Below are 15,608 nucleotides of genomic sequence, written 5' to 3' on the forward strand. Positions count from 1 at the left end.
GGCTCGTCCTCGGGCGTCTCGTCACCGCTCACGGCGGTGGATGCCTTCGGGCGGCGACGCGGACGCCACACGGGCCGCTCGGCACCCGAGGGCAGCGCGGTCTCCTTCGTCTGCGGCGGGTGGGCACCGCGGATGCTCTGCGCCCCCTCGGCGCCGGTCAGGACGATCGAGTTGAGGTGCGGCAGGGCGATGCCGAGCTCGTCGATCGCGCGCTTGAGGCGGGCGCGCAGTTCGCGGGCGACGTCATCCTTGGCGCTGGACCGGGTCTTCATGACGAGCCGGATGACCAGGGCGTCGCCGCTGATCGACTCCAGCCCCCAGATCTCGGGCTGCTCGATGATGCGCGAGCGCCACTTGTTCTCTTTGGCCATGGTCTTCGCGGCCGACAGCATGGCCTTCTCGACGTCGTCGATGTCGGCGTCGGTCGGGACGGCGAGGTCGATGATGACGCGCGACCACCCCTGCGACATGTTGCCGATGCGGGTGATCTCTCCGTTGCGGACGTACCAGAGCGTCCCGTTCACGTCTCGCACGTGCGTGATGCGAACGCTGACGAACTCGACGATGCCCGTCGCCAGGCCCAGGTCGACGACGTCGCCGATACCGATCTGGTCCTCGGCGACGATGAAGATCCCGTTCAGCACGTCCTTGACGATGTTCTGCGCGCCGAAGCCCAGACCGGCACCGACAGCCGCGGTGAGCAGGGTGAGGGATGCCAGGGCGTCGGGGGCGACGATCGAGGCCACCCACACGAGGGCCACGATGACGAGCACCACGTTGACGATGTTCTGCAGGATCGTGCCGAGCGTGCGCGTGCGCTGCACGAGACGCACCGCGCTCAGCGGTGAGCGGTCGAGGGCCTGCGTGTCGTCGACGCGCGCTTTGCTCTTGGCGCCGTTGACGATGCGGTCGACGACGCGGCGGATGATCACGCGCAGGATCCACGCGGCGACGGCGACGCCGATGATCACGCCGAGCACCTTGAGCATGGTGCCGCCGAAATCGAGCAGCTGACCGCCCAACCAACTCAGATTGTCGGGGTTGGTCAGGTCGGCGGGAGACGTGATGGTCGGCGTCGGACTCGGGTCGGGGGTTTCGGCGAGGACAGACATCCGTTTCAGACTAACGAGCGAACCCTCGGCGCCGGCTGAACACCCCGGCGCCTGTCCCGGACGACGGATGCCCCCTCCCGGTGGGGAGAGGGCATCCGTCGTCCGTCGTTCTTACTGCGCGTCGCGCTCCTGCACGGCGAGCGCCCGCTCGACACCGGCGAGGTTCTCGCCGACCAGGCGACGGAGCGCCGGCGCGGCGTCCTTGTGCTGCGACAGCCACGAACGCGTCGCGTCGCGCAGCGCCGTGTTCGCGAGCGCCGCGGGGTACAGCCCCACGATGAGGTAGTTCGCGATCTGGTAGCTGCGCGACTCCCAGATGGGCAGCAACATGTCGAAGTACGGCTCGACGAAGTCGGCCAGCACGCCGACCGTGGTCGGGTTCGTGAACCCGGCGGCCGTGGAGCGCACGATCGTGTTGGGTGCGTCCGCGCGGGCGATGAGCGAGTCCCACGCCTGCTGCTTTCCTTCGTGCGACGGCAGCGACGCCTGGGCCATCGCGGCGAACTCGCCGCCCTTGGCCGTGTTGTCGGCGGCGCGTGCCTGGTCGATGTCGGCGGAGGTGACGACGCCCGACGCGGCGAGCGAGACGAGCAGCTGCCACGAGAGGTCGGTGTCGATGTCGAGACCGTCGAGCGACAGCGTGCCATCGCGCAGGGCCTTGACGGTCTCGGCGTGCGCCGGCGTGGACGCCGCCGAGGCGAACGCCGTGACGAACTGCAGCTGGCTGTCGCTGCCGGCCTCGGCCGCCTGAGCCAGCTCCCACAGGCCGTCGGCGACCCGTGCACGCGCCGCGTCGCGGGTCGCCGGGGCGACGTACGAGTTCGCCGCCTGCTGCAGCTGCGCCAGCGTCGTGCGAACGGTCGTCGACTCGGTCTCGGAACCGATGTTGCGCAGCACGAGGTCGAGGTAATCGGTCGCCGAGGCCTCGGCATCCCGCGTCTGATCCCAGGCCGCGCCCCACACGAGCGAGCGCGCGAGCGGGTCGGAGATGTCCTTCAGGTGAGCGATCGCGGTGGCCAGCGAGCGCTCGTCGAGGCGGATCTTGGCGTACGCGAGGTCGTCGTCGTTGAGCAGCACGAGGTCGGGGCGACGGATGCCGCGCAGCTCGGCGACCTCGGTGCGGTCGCCGTCCACGTCGAGCTCGATGTGGTGGACGCGCTCGAGCGCGCCGGCGTCGTTCAGCGAGTAGAAGCCGATGCCGAGGCGGTGGGGACGGATCGTGGGGTAGTCGCTGGGCGCGGTCTGCACGATCGCGAAGCGCGAGATGGTGCCGTCGGCCCCCTCTTCGATCAGCGGGGTGAGGGTGTTGACGCCCGCGGTCTCGAGCCACTTCTTCGCCCAGTCGCCGAGGTCTCGGCCGCTCGTGGCCTCGAGCTCGGCGAGCAGGTCGCCCACCTCGGTGTTCGACCACTGGTGCTTCTGGAAGTACGCGCCGACCCCGGCGAAGAACTGCTCGATGCCGACCCACGCGGCGAGCTGCTTGAGGACCGACCCGCCCTTGGCGTAGGTGATGCCGTCGAAGTTGACCTGCACGTCCTCGAGATCGTTGATCTCGGCGACCACGGGGTGCGTCGAGGGCAGCTGGTCCTGACGGTAGGCCCAGGTCTTCTCCATCGCGTTGAAGGTCGTCCAGGCGGCCTCCCACTCGGTGGCCTCGGCGGTGGCGATCGTCGACGCCCACTCGGCGAACGACTCGTTCAGCCACAGGTCGTTCCACCACTTCATGGTGACCAGGTCGCCGAACCACATGTGCGCCAGCTCGTGCAGGATCGTCACGACGCGGCGCTCCTTGACGGCATCCGTCACCTTGGAGCGGAACACGTACGTCTCGGTGAAGGTCACCGCACCGGCGTTCTCCATCGCGCCCGCGTTGAACTCGGGGACGAAGAGCTGGTCGTACTTGGCGAAGGGGTAGGGGAAGCCGAACTTCTGCTCGAAGTAGGCGAAGCCCTGACGGGTCTTCTCGAAGACGTAGTCGGCGTCGAGGTACTGCCACAGGCTCTTGCGGGCGAAGACGCCGAGCGGGATCACGCGGCCGTCGGCGCTCGTCAGCTCGCTGTAGGTGGCCTCGTAGGGGCCGGCGACCAGCGCGGTGATGTACGAAGAGATGCGCGGCGTCGCGGGGAAGTCCCAGCGCGCGGCGTCGCCCTCGAGCGCGACGGGCTCGGGGGTGGGGGAGTTGGAGACGACCTTCCACCGCGCGGGCGCCGTGACCGAGAAGGTGAAGGCGGCCTTGAGGTCGGGCTGCTCGAAGACCGTGAAGACGCGACGCGAGTCGGGCACCTCGAACTGCGAGTAGAGGTACACCTCGCCGTCGACGGGGTCGACGAAGCGGTGCAGTCCCTCACCCGTGTTCGTGTACTCGCAGTCGGCCTCGACGACGAGCTCGTTCGAGGCCTCGAGTCCGTCGAGCGCGATGCGCGAGTCGGCGAAGACGACCGAGGGGTCGAGCTCACGACCGTTCAGCGTGACGCTGTGCACGTCGCGCGCGATGAGGTCGATGAAGGTGGACGCTCCCTCGGTGGCGGCGAAGGTGACGACCGTCCGCGACGAGAACACCTCGTCTCCGCGGGTCAGGTCGAGCTGCACGTGGTACTCGTGCGTGTCGACGATCGCGCGGCGCTCCTGCGCCTCGATGCGGGTCAGGTTCTCTCCTGGCACTGGCGTTCTCCCGGGGATGAGGGTGGGATCGTCGCGGATGACGCGCCGGCGTGGGTGACGACGGACGCCGTCGGCGACGACGACAACCACATAAGCCTAGTGTCGAGATACCCCCCGTCCAGGCTGTGCGGGCAAGTGCGAAGATGTCTGCGTGAGCACGACCGATACGGACACCAGCCCTGAGACCGTCCTCTACGCCTCGCCCGCGGCGGCATCCGGACCCAAGTGGGTCGAGACGCCCGTCGCGTACGACGGCATCCTCCTCGCCGGTTTCGGCGGGCCCGAGGGCCAGGACGACGTCATCCCGTTCCTGCGCAATGTGACGCGCGGGCGCGGCATCCCCGATGAGCGCCTCGAAGAGGTCGCTCACCACTACCGTCACTTCGGCGGCGTCAGCCCCATCAATCAGCACAACCGCGAGCTGAAGGCCGCCCTCGAGGCCGAGATCGCCAAGCGCGGACTGAACCTTCCCGTCTACTGGGGCAACCGCAACTGGGAGCCCTACCTCGAAGAGGCCGTCACCGAGGCCGCGCAGGCCGGCGACACCACCCTCATCGCTATCGCGACGAGCGCCTACAGCTCCTTCTCGAGCTGCCGGCAGTACCGCGAGGACTACGCCCGCGTGCTCGAGGCGACCGGTCTGGGCGAGACGGTGACGATCGACAAGGTCCGCCAGTTCTTCGACCACCCCGGCTTCGTCACCACGTTCGTCCGCGGGGTGACGGATGCCGTGTCGGCGTACGTCGCCGAGGGGATCGCCCCCGAGAAGATCCGCGTGCTCTTCTCGACGCACTCGATCCCCACCGCCGACGCCGAGCGCTCCGGTCCCCGTGACGTGGACTTCGGCGAGGGCGGGGCGTACGAGGCCCAGCACAAGGCCGTCGCCGCGTTCGTGATGGCCGAGGTGGCCGCGGCCGTCGCCGACGTCGAGTGGGAGCTCGTCTACCAGTCGCGCTCCGGCCCGCCGACCCAGCCCTGGCTCGAGCCCGACGTCAACGACGTCATCGCCGAGCTGCCCGGCCGCGGAGCCGAGGCCGTGGTGATCGTGCCGCTCGGCTTCGTCAGCGATCACATGGAGGTGCTCTGGGATCTCGACACCGAGGCGATGGAGGCCGCCGAAGAGGCCGGCATCAAGGCCGTGCGCACCCCCACCCCCGGGATCGACCCCGCCTACGTGTCCGGCCTGATCGACCTGGTCGAGGAGCGCCTGAACGGCACGCCGAAGGCCGAGCGCCCGCACCTGACCGACCTGGGTCCCTGGTACGACGTCTGCCGTCCCGGGTGCTGCGAGAACATCCGCGCCGGCTTCAAGCCCGTCGCCGCAGGTCTGCGCCCCTGACGACCCGAGACGCCGCCCGTCCCGTCGTGGGGCGGGCGGCGTCGTCATCTCTCAGAGTCCCGAGACGACGACCTGCCAGCAGGTGGCAAGCATCACGAGAGTGGTGATCACGATCATCGGGACGACCGAAGGGCGCACCGCTGTCCGCCGGCGGGGGCGGAGCCCCCTGGTCAAGCGCTCGGGTCGCACGACCGCGCGACCGTCGTCACCGACTCGAAGGGCCGCATCGCCGGGAAGGTCGCCGATCGGCAGCGCACTCTTCTCGATCACCTCGTCCACTTCGCGGAACATCGCGTCAATGTGGCGCTGATTGGCCCACCCGAACACGGCCCAGACGGCGACCGGAACGAAGGATGCCGCTGCGGTGGCGAGCAGCGCGGAGGCGAAGACTGTCGTCCTGGCGGACGACGCGGCGAGCACCGAGGCGATCACCATCCCGAGGGCCAGCACCCAGAAGCCGAAACCGAGCCAGGGCCGGATGCGCAGGCGCACCGCAGGGTGCAGCCCCCGGACGACGGCATCGAGCTCGGCGAGGGTGCGGGCGTCGCAGGGGGCGGTCAATTCCACGGGCAGGATGTCGCGCTCGGCGGCCGCGACGGGCAGCGACGGTTCTGTGCTCAGACCGACGTACGCGTCCGCCTCTCGTCGTGCCGCCACCAGCCGGAGGGCCGCATAGATCGCGACCCCCGCGAGGGCGAACCACTGCAAGAGGGGAGCGGCCGCCACTGTCGCCGTGACGCCGAGCGCGGCGCAGACGAGGACCACAGCGGCATCCATCGCCGTAAGCGGTACGGACACGGTCCGTTCGATGAAGGTAAGCAAGGCGTCCCTCTCGTCGAAGCGCGAGCCGACCGTCGCCCACCGTCCGGTCGAGAGGGACGAGGATTCGGGGTCGGTATCGATCATCGAGGGACCTTTCTGCGCAGCCGCTCGCGAAGGGCGAGACCGTGCCCGCCGTGTTGACGACCGCAGCCTAGCGACAAGAGGGGTCCGAGGCGGCGTCGTCATCTGCGCCCGCCGTGTCGGCGGCCCTCAATAGGATTGGCCCCATGCGCATCCACCTCGGCACCGATCACGCCGGTCTCGAATTCTCGACCCAGATCCAGCACCACCTCGCCTCGCAGGGGCACGAGGTCGTCGACCACGGTCCGATCGAGTACGACCCGCTCGACGACTACCCCTCGTTCTGCATCCGCGCGGCGCAGGCCGTCGTGCGCGACCAGGCGGCAGGCGTCGAGGCGCTGGGCGTCGTTTTCGGTGGCTCCGGCAACGGCGAGCAGATCGCGGCCAACAAGGTGCTGGGCGTCCGCGCCGCTCTGGTGTGGAACATCTCGACCGCCGAGCTGGCGCGCGAGCACAACGACGCCAACGTCATCTCGATCGGTGCGCGCCAGCACACCTTCGACGAGGCCGCGTCCTTCATCGACCGTTTCATCGCGACGCCCTTCTCGGGTGAAGAGCGTCACGCCCGCCGCATCGGCCAGCTGGCCGCGTACGAGCAGGACGGCCTGCTGCTCCCCGACCCGCGCGCGGGGCGTCAGCAGAACACCATGACCGACGCCAGCGACTCGTTCGACCCCGAGGCAGGCTGATGCCCGAAGGGCATTCCGTCCACCGCATCGCCCGCCAGTTCGAGCGCAACATCGTGGGCCGCACGGTCGCGGCATCCAGTCCCCAGGGGCGGTTCGTCGAGGGCGCCGAGGTGATCGACGGTCGCGAGGCCATCGAGGTGCGGGCCGTCGCGAAGCAGATGTTCCTGCGCTTCGACGGTGACGTGTGGCTGCGCGTGCATCTCGGCATGTACGGCGCATGGGACTTCTCAGGCGACGTGTCGGTCGACGCCACCATCGCATCGTCGAACGGCCGGATGGGGCAGACGAACCAGCGCGGCACGGTCGTCGACGAGGCGATCATGGATGCCGCGGGCGAGAACTCGCTCAGCTCGATCGGCGCCCCACGTCGTTCCCGCGTGCGCATGTCGGAGCAGACGACCGGCCTCGAAGAGCAGTCCGAGTGGCCTCCGCAGCCCGTGGGTGCGGTGCGCCTGCGCCTGCTGACCGAGACGACGTGCGCCGATCTGCGCGGGCCCACCGCGTGCGTGCTGCAGACGCCCGACGAGGTGCAGGCCACGATCGACAAGCTCGGACCCGACCCGCTGGTGGACGACCTCGACGAGGGCGAGGAGCGCTTCACCGCGACGGTGAAGAAGAAGCCCACCCCGATCGGCCTGCTGCTCATGGACCAGGCGGTCGTCAGCGGGATCGGCAACGTCTACCGCGCCGAGATCCTCTTCCGCGCGCGGCAGAACCCGCACACCCCCGGGCGCGACGTGCCCGAAGAGGTCGTGCGCGAGATGTGGCGCGACTGGGCGAGGCTACTGCCCATCGGGGTCGAGACCGGCCAGATGATGACGATGGACGACCTCGACCCGGCCGCCTACCGCCGAGCGATGGCGCGTCGCGCCGACCGGCACTGGGTCTACCACCGCGAGGGGCTGCCGTGCCGCGTATGCGGGACGGCGATCGTGATGGAAGAGGCCGCGGGACGCAAGCTCTACTGGTGCCCGAACTGCCAAGCGTGACGGGCTGGCCCCGCGGAGGCGCCGACCCCGTCGCGTACATCGGGGCGCCGGACCGGTCGAAGCGAACGCGAGGGGCGTTCTAGGCTGATCCGGTGCGCCAGAACCCCAGCTTCGCCATGACCGACGTCGGCGAGATCCGCCGGCTCATCGACCTGAACCCGTGGGTGACGCTCGTCAGCCACACCGACGACGGCCTCGTCGCGTCGCACTACGCCGTCATGCTCGACGACTCCCGCGAAGACCTGACGATCGTGGGTCACGTCGGCAAGCCCGACGACGCGATCCTCGGCCTGGGGGAGCGCGAGCTGATGGTCGTCGTCCAAGGGCCGCACGGCTACATCACCCCGCGGTGGTACGGCGACGTGCCCGCGGTGCCGACGTGGAACTTCGTGTCGGCGCACCTGTCCGGCATCCCGGAACTGCTCTCGGCCGACGAGAACCTGCGTGTCCTGGATCGACTGGTCGACCGCTTCGAGGGTCGGGGAGAGGACGCCCGGGGCCTGTACGCGCTGCCGAACGACGCCGCGTTCGTCGAGCGCCTCGAGCGGGGAACGATGGGCTTCCGGCTGACGCCGACCCGCGTCACGGCCAAGCGCAAGCTCAGCCAGAACAGGAGCCCCGAGGTGATCGAGACCATCATCGCCGGGCTCGAGGAGGGCAATCCGGCCCTGGCTGCCGAGATGCAGCGCGCCGCCGATGCGCGGGTGCGCGCATGATCGATGAACAGGTCGGGTTCATCCGCGCCGTCCGCGTCGCCGGACCGGGGCGGGAGCTGCTGCCCACCGACGAACCCGTCGACCTGGAGATCGTCGACGGCGTGATCGCCGACATCGCCCCCACCGGCAACCTGCGTCCGACGGGGCTCGTCGTCGACGCCGAGGGGGGATGGCTGCTGCCGGGGCTGTGGGACCACCACGTGCACGTGCTGCAGTGGGCTCTCGCCGCCGATCGCGTTCCGCTCGGCGAGGTGGCGACGGCGCACGAGGCCGCCGCCGTCATGGCCGCCGCGCTGGTGACCGACGGCCGGCGGATCGGCGCGGGTTTCCGCGACGGTCTGTGGCCCGATGCGCCCTCTCTCGACCTGCTGGATGCCGCCACCGGCGAGACGCCGACGTATCTGGTCAACGCCGACGTGCACAGCGTGTGGATGAACTCCGCGGCCTTCCGCCGCGAGCGGTTCGCGCCCACGGCATCCGGGATGCTGCTCGAAGAGGACGCGTTCGAGATCTCGCGCCGTCTGAACGCGGTGGAGCCGGATGCCGCCGACACCGCCGTCGAGCGCATGGCCCGGGCCGCGGCCGCCCGCGGCATCGTGGGCCTGGTCGACCTCGACATGACGTGGAACGACGAGCCGTGGCAGCGACGAGCGGCGCGCGGTTTCGATGTGCTGCGCGTCTCGTACGGCACCTACCCTCAGCATCTCGACCGGGCGATCGCCGAGGGGCTGCGCACGGGAGACCTCGTGCGCGGGGCGCGTAACGACCTGATCCGGGTGGGCCCGCTCAAGGCGATCTCCGACGGTTCGCTCGGCACGCGCACCGCGGCGTGCGGTCACCACTACCCGGGCGATCCGACCAATCACGGGCTGTTGACCGTCTCTCCCGACGACCTCGTCGACATGATGACGCGCGCCACGGCGGCCGGGATCGAGTGCGCGATCCACGCCATCGGCGACGTCGCCAACAGTCACGCCCTCGACGCGTACGCGCGGACGGGCGCGGTGGGAACGATCGAGCACGCCCAGCTCGTCGCGCACGCGGACATCCCGCGCTTCGCCCGGCTGGGTGTCGCGGCGAGCGTGCAGCCCGAGCACGCGCTCGACGATCGGGACATGACGGATGCCATCTGGGCCGAGCAGTCGGCGCAGCCCTACCCCCTGCGGGCGCTGGCCGACAGCGGCGCGAACCTGCGTTTCGGCTCCGACGCCCCGGTGGCGCCGCTCGACCCGTGGGCAGCGATGGCGTCGGCGGTCTTCCGCACGCGCGACGGGCGCGAGCCCTGGCAGCCGCATCAGCGGGTCGACATCGGCACCGCGATCGCGGCATCCACCGCCGGCGGGTCGACGGCCGCGGCCGAGATCGCCCCGGGCGCCCTCGCCGACCTCGTCATCGTGGATGCCGACCCGCTCTCGGCCGACGAGCGGGCGCTGCGGGCTATGCCGGTGCGCACCACGCTCGTCGCCGGCCGGATCACGCACCAGGCCTGATCCCCTCGCCTGCGCGGAAACGACGAGGGGGGCGACGCCGAAGCGCCACCCCCCTCGGGTCGAACCGGTGCTTACGCCGCGAGGTGCGCGAAGAGGAACCAGCGGTCCTTGTCGAGGCCGCGCTTGATCTCGATCGCGACGTCCTGGCTGGACATGTCGATCTCGTCGAGGCCCTCGATGGCGGCCTCGATGTCGACGAGGACGGCGTCGATGTCGGCGATCACCGCGCGGATGATGACGTCGGACTGCGCGAAGCCGGCGGGCACCTCGGTGGCCTTGGCCTTGGCGGCGACGGTCGACAGGCGCGAGTCGACGGGCAGACCCAGGGCGACGATGCGCTCGGCGGCCAGGTCGGACCACTCCTGCGCGTGAGCGACGACCGAGTCGAGCAGCTCGTGCACGCCGATGAAGTTCGAGCCGCGCACGTGCCAGTGCGCCTGCTTGCCGTTGACAACGAGGGCCTCGAGGCCGATGACGACGGGGGAGAGGAACTGGGCGGTGCCGGCGGCCATCGTCGGGTCGACGGTGGTGGCGGCGGGGGTCTGAACGGTGCTCATGTGATGCTCCTTCTCGCAACGAACGAAGTCTGTTGAATGCAACCGTACTCACGCCCTCGCATTCCGCAAGCAAGTTGAGGCTCGGCTAAATACCTGGCTAATAGGCAATCCTCACCTATCCCGCACGCGCCTGATCCGCAGCAGGATGCCGACGGCGACGACCGCGCCGCCGACGGCCACGAAGAGGCCGAAGGGCGTGTCCCGGATCCCGGTCCACGGCAGCAGGCCCGGAGGGACCGCCGCACCCCACGAGCCGTCGGCGGTCGCATCGGTGAGCAGCACCACCGGGGTGACCAGGGCGTCGCCCGCGCGCGAGGTGTTGTCGGCGGCGGCATCCATTCGCAATCCGATCTCGACTCGCAGCGTCCCACCGGCGGGGATGACCTCGCTGACCCACTGCGTTCCCGGGGGGAGGGATGCCGTCGCCACCACCAGGCGCAACGCGTCGGCGAGTGCCCGGTCGGCGTCGTCCGTCGACGCGGGTGCCGTGTCGAGACGCATCCCCGCCCGCGCGGGATCGGCGCTGGCGTTGCGGATCCACAACGTCGAGCGCTGCGTCTCGCCGGGGACGATGCGGTCGGACGCGTCGAAGGCCCGGATCGAGCCGTCGGCGACGAAACGGACGCCGTCGTCGCTGACCAGCAGCCGCGAGGGGCTGTCGACGGCGACTGCCGGCGGGGGAGACAGCAGGGGAGCGGTCGCGAGAGCGACGACGAGGGCGACCGCCGCGGTCGGAGCCGCGCGGCGGCGGCGCGATCTCAGCAGATCGGTGACGAGCAAGGCGACGCCGTATCCGACGACCGCGACGCCGATCACGGCGATCACCGCGCCGCGCTCCTGCCCGCCGAAGACGACGCCGGGGTAGCCCAGGTAGGGGACGGCGAGCACCACCGTTCCCCGCAGCTGCTCGGTCTGCACGGGGGGATCGTCGGTGTTGTTGGCATCCCCGCGCGTGATGAGCAGCCGGTCGCCCCCCGTGCTGCTGGTCGTCCCCACGACGCGGTGCGTGACGACCGCGGGATCGCCGGATCGGATTTGATACGTCACCACGTCGCCGACGCGGACGTCCTCGATCGGCGTCGGGCGGACGGCGATGAGGGTTCCGGGCGGCATCCCGGGCTGCATGCTGCCGGTCAGCACCGTGTAGGTCTGCGCGCCGAGCAGCAGCGGGATGACGACGGTGATCAGGGCGAACAGCGAGACGAGGGCCAGCAGCAGGATGCCGATGATCGCTCGAGCGCGAGCCCAAGTGGAGCGGGGGTGGGCGGCCGCGCGCTGATCGCGGCGCAGGGTCACGCCGGAGGACATTTGAGTCCCCCGAACAAGCCGCTGAGAAGTCCGGTCGGAACGAGCGTGGTCCCGGAGCTCGGGTCGGACCTCCAGGCACCGTTGACGGCGACCACCGCGACCGTGGGGTTCCCGGACAGCAGTGCGAAGATGGGGTTCAGGAGCCCGGCCCGGACGTCCGCGGACAGAATGCCGTTTACAGCGGTGGAGTCCGCGAGGCTGAAACCCAGCGCCTTTGTTCCCTCCGTCGTGTTCAACGCCACCAATTCGTACGAGGTGGCTCCGCTAACGCGTGGCCACGATAGTCGGACGAAGTAGCCCTCGAGAAGACTCCCCTGGCTCTGGCATCCCACCGGCGTGGGACCGGTGAGCCTACCGGTCGACAGGGCGAACGAGGGGGCGGATGCCGTGACCTGCCAGGCGGCGGTCGCGGGTGTCATCCCGGGAGTCAGCGTGAGGGCGGTGATCAGCGCGGTCGCCGCAAGCACGCGCACGACGCCTCGCCGCGGCGAGTTCATGACACCACCTGATCGGCCGCGACGCTGAGCGTCGGAGTGAGGGGGCGATTCTGCAGCTCCTTCGAGGCATTCGCCGCCAGCGTCACACGCAGGCACAGGTCGACAGACTCGCCGGGGAGAAAACCTCCGGCGGGCGCATACGACGCGCCCTTGGCGATCGTGGTTGAACCACCGCAGTTTCCGACGAAGACCTGCGTGGTCACGGAAGCGGCCTCCTCGGCGGTCAGCCCGAGCGAGACCGCCGGGGTGACCCGCCATCGCAGGGTCGTGCCGGATGCCGCTGTCTCGGTGACGCGCAGGATCGCCGTATCGCTGGTTCCGCCAGGGAAGAGAGGCTTCCACGCCGTCCACTCACCGGTCCACTGCGTCGTCAATGCGAGCGATCCCGTGGTCGTGGTGCCGGCGTTCAGCGCGACGGATCGCTCCCAGAGCGCCTGCGCGGCGGCGGTCCCGGTCCCCAGGACCAGGACCGCCGCGAGCATGGCACCCCACTTCAGGCGACGCATGGTGCTGTCGTCGCGATGGAGCATGGAACCTACCTCAGCTGGAAGCCTGGGTGAGCGAGAACGACAGCTTGCTGAGGTCCACAGGGGTGTTGACGCCGACGAGGTTCGGGGTGTTCGCATCGAAGGTCACCGTCACCGTCGCCTGAAGGGTGCCGGCCGTGGCGGGCGTCACCCGGTACGTGTTGGTGCCGGTCTGCGCACCGAGGCCGGGGATGTTCACGGCGACCTTGACGTACTGCGCGGCAGGTCCCGAGACGAAATTCGCGGCCTGGGTCACTGCGAGATCGGCTTGCAGGGTGTTGCCGACCAGCGTGACCGTGACGGGCTGCGTCAACGTGAGGACATCGCCCGGGACGATCCGGGCCGTGGTGGGGTCCGTCAGCGGAATGGCGGAGCCGAGCACACCCTTCAGGCTCCACGCGCTCGTGCCCAGTGTCAGGTTGAGGTCACCGGACTGCACGCTCCCCGTGGTCAGGGCGGTCGTCGTGGACCAGTACGCGTACGTCCCCCCTCCACCGAGGAGCAGGGCGGTACCGGCGGCGATGGCGAGGATCGCCTTCGCCTTTCCGTGGCGCGGACGACGCGCGGCGCGCGTGGCGGGGATCGGGGCTGCGGTTTCGGTGGACGGCGACATGGCTTCTCCTGGGCACGTGCGGCTGGTGTTGCCACCGAAACTATGAGTTGGGTGAGAGTTCGCCACTACCGATCCGTCGATCGGGCATACCGGGTTTCCGCGCCTCTACGTAGTCCTCGGTAGGGGCTCGGTAGCGCTAGCCTCGGGCCCATGACGATCGCCCCCGACGCCTCGATCCTGTCGCTCCCCGGCGCAACGCCCCGCCTGCACGAGACCGCGTTCGTGGCATCCGGGGCCCGAGTGGTGGGTGACGTGACGCTGAGCGAGGGCGCGAGCGTCTGGTACAACGCCCTCGTCCGCGGCGATAGCGCGGCGATCTCGATCGGTGCCCGCAGCAATCTGCAGGACAACGTATCCGTGCACGTGGATGCCGACCACCCCGTCATCGTCGGGTCCGATGTCTCGGTGGGCCACAACGCGGTCGTGCACGGGTGCAGGATCGGCGACGGATCGCTGGTGGGGATGGGCAGCGTCATTTTGTCGGGCGCCGACATCGGCCCGGGATGCCTGATCGCCGGGGGAGCGGTGGTTCTCGAGGGCACCGTCGTGCCCGAGGGCTCGCTCGTCGCCGGAGTCCCCGCGAAGGTGCGCCGCGCGCTCACCGCCGAGGAGCGTTCCCGCCTGTTGCGCAATGCCGAGATCTACCTGTCTCACTCGGCGCGCCACGGCGAGGCGCGGCCTGCGGATCAGTGAGGCCCGGTCAGGCCCGGCCATAATGAGCGAATGCCCTCCGACGTGCCCGATCACAGGTCGGTCGACGCATCGCCCGGCAAAGAACAAGTGGGGGCGTGGAAGGCGCGACTGAGGGACGATCCCGCGGACGATGCGACCCGGCAGGAGATCGTCCGCCATTACCGCCGACTCGGTCACATCGATCAAGCGGGACGCTACGCCGTCGGACTGGCGGACGGTGCGTCCGCGGACGAGCTAAGGGCCTATATCGGGATGCTGTGGGGTCTGAACGCCGACGAGGCGACCGCTCGACGGCTGAGCGCACTTCTCGATGGACAGGAGCTGCCCGCGTCGGTGCGGGAAGCCCTCGAGAACCGCGCGCTGCCCGACGAACTGCGCGAGGGGGGCTGGGGATGCGTCGTGGGGATCGCGTGGGCGGCCTTCGTGCTGACCGGGTTCGTCACGCTGGCCGTGGTGTTCGGGTTCACGATGGCCCGTTCTGCGGACGCGCACCCTGTGGGTGTCTGGTGGGTGTCGTTCACCGGGTGGATTCTCGTGGGCGCCCTCGCCCTCACCGCACTCTGGTCGGCGACGTCCGCGCGATGGAGGGCCGCGCTTACTTGGACGGCGATCGCCGTCGCGGCGGCAGCGGTCGTGCTGTTCGGCGGGATCGGCCTGAATCGCTGAGCGACGTGACGCCGTCAAAAAGTGGAGGGGCTGACGAGAATCGAACTCGCATCATCTGTTTGGAAGACAGATGACCCGCCCTTTTTCGACCACCCGGACCCGCGTCATTTCGCGAAATAGCGCAATTCCTACGCATCAAACCGTACCCCGTTTTGGCCACAGATTGGCCACGTTTTGGCCACGCCTCGGGCATGATGGGCAGCATGAGCGACGACACCAACGACCTCGATGATGTTCAAGTCAAGCGGTTCGACCGAGACAACGATCCAGACGGATACACAGACGACGACGTCATTTCCAAGGACCTGCTGTTCGATCTGGTACTGAGCAGCTTCGTGGGATTCAAAGACGAAGCCCTCGAAGGAAAGATCGGCGTCACCCTCCAGTGTGGCGGTGTAACGGTGAGCGGCCTGGTCATCAGCGCGACAGTCTGGGTGTCGGCCATGGCGGAGCAGCTACGCGAAGGTGGAGCAACGGAGCTGGGCGACTCCGTCGAGAAGGCCTTCTTGGCTCTTCTGGAGGATCAAGCAGAGGTTTGGGACAGACGTGATGCCGCCGACCTGAGCGGGCGCGCTCGTCGGTTCATTCACATGCAAGATGTGAAGATCTTCAATGGAGACCGGGACGTCAATGTTCCGCTGTGGCGGGGCGCGTTGCGGGACGTCTCGGGATGGTCTCTCGGTTCATGGAACGTGAAGGAAGAGTCGACGGACAACTCATTGGAGTGAATGGGCTAGCGCGTGTTGACCCACGCGGACCCGTTCCATGCCCGTGGACGGCAGGACTGCCACCCCGACCCGTTCCAGAAGCGGACGCGGCAGTTACGCCACGCCCCATCGATGTAGGCC

The 15,608-nt window shown here is 69.4% G+C and carries 16 protein-coding genes and 1 tRNA gene; 8 read left to right on the forward strand and 9 right to left on the reverse strand.

The annotated features are described in order from the left end of the window. The coding region (locus DBR36_RS11860; protein ID WP_108319636.1) for a mechanosensitive ion channel family protein at positions 1–1,112 on the reverse strand (1,112 nt) is incomplete at its 3' end. A 111-nt stretch (positions 1,113–1,223) separates the two neighbouring features. Beyond that, the gene (gene pepN / locus DBR36_RS11865) at positions 1,224–3,773 is read right to left on the reverse strand and encodes an aminopeptidase N (RefSeq protein WP_108319638.1); all 2,550 of its coding nucleotides are present in this window, start codon (positions 3,771–3,773) and stop codon (positions 1,224–1,226) included. A gap of 151 nt (positions 3,774–3,924) precedes the next feature. Between pepN and DBR36_RS11870 the strand changes: the two genes are divergently transcribed. Next, positions 3,925–5,112, forward strand: a complete 1,188-nt coding sequence (locus DBR36_RS11870) for a ferrochelatase (protein ID WP_108319640.1) — start codon at positions 3,925–3,927, stop codon at positions 5,110–5,112. 51 nt (positions 5,113–5,163) lie between these two features. Here DBR36_RS11870 and DBR36_RS11875 read toward each other — a convergent pair whose 3' ends face one another. After that, positions 5,164–6,018, reverse strand: a complete 855-nt coding sequence (locus DBR36_RS11875) for a hypothetical protein (RefSeq protein WP_108319642.1) — start codon at positions 6,016–6,018, stop codon at positions 5,164–5,166. 143 nt (positions 6,019–6,161) lie between these two features. Between DBR36_RS11875 and DBR36_RS11880 the strand changes: the two genes are divergently transcribed. From DBR36_RS11880 to DBR36_RS11895, 4 genes are all read left to right on the forward strand, one after another. Continuing rightward, on the forward strand, positions 6,162–6,704 hold the full coding sequence (locus tag DBR36_RS11880; RefSeq protein WP_108319644.1) for a ribose-5-phosphate isomerase: 543 nt from the start codon (positions 6,162–6,164) through the stop codon (positions 6,702–6,704). Continuing rightward, complete coding sequence (locus DBR36_RS11885; RefSeq protein ID WP_108319646.1) at positions 6,704–7,693, forward strand: Fpg/Nei family DNA glycosylase; 990 nt, start codon at positions 6,704–6,706, stop codon at positions 7,691–7,693. Before DBR36_RS11880 ends, DBR36_RS11885 begins: the two co-directional genes overlap by 1 nt. 92 nt (positions 7,694–7,785) lie before the next feature. Then, positions 7,786–8,409 carry an FMN-binding negative transcriptional regulator gene (locus DBR36_RS11890; RefSeq protein ID WP_181373575.1) on the forward strand — a complete coding sequence of 208 codons (624 nt, stop codon included), beginning with the start codon at positions 7,786–7,788 and terminating at the stop codon, positions 8,407–8,409. Beyond that, a complete protein-coding gene (locus DBR36_RS11895; protein WP_108319648.1) occupies positions 8,406–9,899 on the forward strand; it encodes an amidohydrolase in 1,494 nt (497 codons plus the stop codon). Before DBR36_RS11890 ends, DBR36_RS11895 begins: the two co-directional genes overlap by 4 nt. A gap of 71 nt (positions 9,900–9,970) precedes the next feature. On the opposite strand, the gene DBR36_RS11900 is transcribed toward DBR36_RS11895, so the two are convergent. The 5 genes from DBR36_RS11900 to DBR36_RS11920 form a co-directional block, all read right to left on the reverse strand. After that, positions 9,971–10,456, reverse strand: a complete 486-nt coding sequence (locus tag DBR36_RS11900; protein ID WP_108319650.1) for a Dps family protein — start codon at positions 10,454–10,456, stop codon at positions 9,971–9,973. 111 nt (positions 10,457–10,567) lie between these two features. Beyond that, positions 10,568–11,764, reverse strand: coding sequence for a signal peptidase I (locus DBR36_RS11905; RefSeq protein ID WP_108319652.1), 1,197 nt, complete (start codon positions 11,762–11,764; stop codon positions 10,568–10,570). Beyond that, the gene (locus DBR36_RS11910) at positions 11,749–12,231 is read right to left on the reverse strand and encodes a hypothetical protein (RefSeq protein ID WP_146185338.1); all 483 of its coding nucleotides are present in this window, start codon (positions 12,229–12,231) and stop codon (positions 11,749–11,751) included. The genes DBR36_RS11905 and DBR36_RS11910 overlap by 16 nt, the downstream gene beginning before the upstream one ends. A gap of 26 nt (positions 12,232–12,257) precedes the next feature. Beyond that, on the reverse strand, positions 12,258–12,791 hold the full coding sequence (locus tag DBR36_RS11915) for a hypothetical protein (RefSeq protein ID WP_108319656.1): 534 nt from the start codon (positions 12,789–12,791) through the stop codon (positions 12,258–12,260). 10 nt (positions 12,792–12,801) lie between these two features. After that, positions 12,802–13,401 carry an alternate-type signal peptide domain-containing protein gene (locus DBR36_RS11920; protein ID WP_108319658.1) on the reverse strand — a complete coding sequence of 200 codons (600 nt, stop codon included), beginning with the start codon at positions 13,399–13,401 and terminating at the stop codon, positions 12,802–12,804. A 150-nt stretch (positions 13,402–13,551) separates the two neighbouring features. Between DBR36_RS11920 and DBR36_RS11925 the strand changes: the two genes are divergently transcribed. Both DBR36_RS11925 and DBR36_RS11930 read left to right on the forward strand, forming a co-directional pair. Then, complete coding sequence (locus tag DBR36_RS11925) at positions 13,552–14,094, forward strand: gamma carbonic anhydrase family protein (protein WP_108319660.1); 543 nt, start codon at positions 13,552–13,554, stop codon at positions 14,092–14,094. A 30-nt stretch (positions 14,095–14,124) separates the two neighbouring features. After that, the gene (locus DBR36_RS11930) at positions 14,125–14,760 is read left to right on the forward strand and encodes a hypothetical protein (RefSeq protein WP_108319662.1); all 636 of its coding nucleotides are present in this window, start codon (positions 14,125–14,127) and stop codon (positions 14,758–14,760) included. A gap of 22 nt (positions 14,761–14,782) precedes the next feature. Here the strand turns inward: DBR36_RS11930 and DBR36_RS11935 are convergent. Next, positions 14,783–14,855, reverse strand: a tRNA-Gly gene (locus DBR36_RS11935). 108 nt (positions 14,856–14,963) lie between these two features. Here DBR36_RS11935 and DBR36_RS11940 point away from each other — a divergent pair. After that, a complete protein-coding gene (locus DBR36_RS11940) occupies positions 14,964–15,488 on the forward strand; it encodes a hypothetical protein (RefSeq protein ID WP_146185339.1) in 525 nt (174 codons plus the stop codon). Positions 15,489–15,608 lie beyond the last annotated feature (120 nt).

Origin of the sequence: Microbacterium sp. HMWF026 (genome assembly GCF_003061325.1) — a bacterium.
GTDB classification, from domain to species: Bacteria; Actinomycetota; Actinomycetes; order Actinomycetales; family Microbacteriaceae; genus Microbacterium; species Microbacterium testaceum_E.

Bases quoted from the DNA above. Each gene is read 5' to 3' on its own strand.
- DBR36_RS11875 (WP_108319642.1), bottom strand. From the start codon at position 6,018: ATGATCGATACCGACCCCGAATCCTCGTCCCTCTCGACCGGACGGTGG.
- DBR36_RS11880 (WP_108319644.1), top strand. From the start codon at position 6,162: ATGCGCATCCACCTCGGCACCGATCACGCCGGTCTCGAATTCTCGACC.
- DBR36_RS11885 (WP_108319646.1), top strand. From the start codon at position 6,704: ATGCCCGAAGGGCATTCCGTCCACCGCATCGCCCGCCAGTTCGAGCGC.
- DBR36_RS11895 (WP_108319648.1), top strand. From the start codon at position 8,406: ATGATCGATGAACAGGTCGGGTTCATCCGCGCCGTCCGCGTCGCCGGA.
- DBR36_RS11900 (WP_108319650.1), bottom strand. From the start codon at position 10,456: ATGAGCACCGTTCAGACCCCCGCCGCCACCACCGTCGACCCGACGATG.
- DBR36_RS11905 (WP_108319652.1), bottom strand. From the start codon at position 11,764: ATGTCCTCCGGCGTGACCCTGCGCCGCGATCAGCGCGCGGCCGCCCAC.
- DBR36_RS11915 (WP_108319656.1), bottom strand. From the start codon at position 12,791: ATGCTCCATCGCGACGACAGCACCATGCGTCGCCTGAAGTGGGGTGCC.
- DBR36_RS11920 (WP_108319658.1), bottom strand. From the start codon at position 13,401: ATGTCGCCGTCCACCGAAACCGCAGCCCCGATCCCCGCCACGCGCGCC.
- DBR36_RS11925 (WP_108319660.1), top strand. From the start codon at position 13,552: ATGACGATCGCCCCCGACGCCTCGATCCTGTCGCTCCCCGGCGCAACG.
- DBR36_RS11930 (WP_108319662.1), top strand. From the start codon at position 14,125: ATGCCCTCCGACGTGCCCGATCACAGGTCGGTCGACGCATCGCCCGGC.
- DBR36_RS11940 (WP_146185339.1), top strand. From the start codon at position 14,964: ATGAGCGACGACACCAACGACCTCGATGATGTTCAAGTCAAGCGGTTC.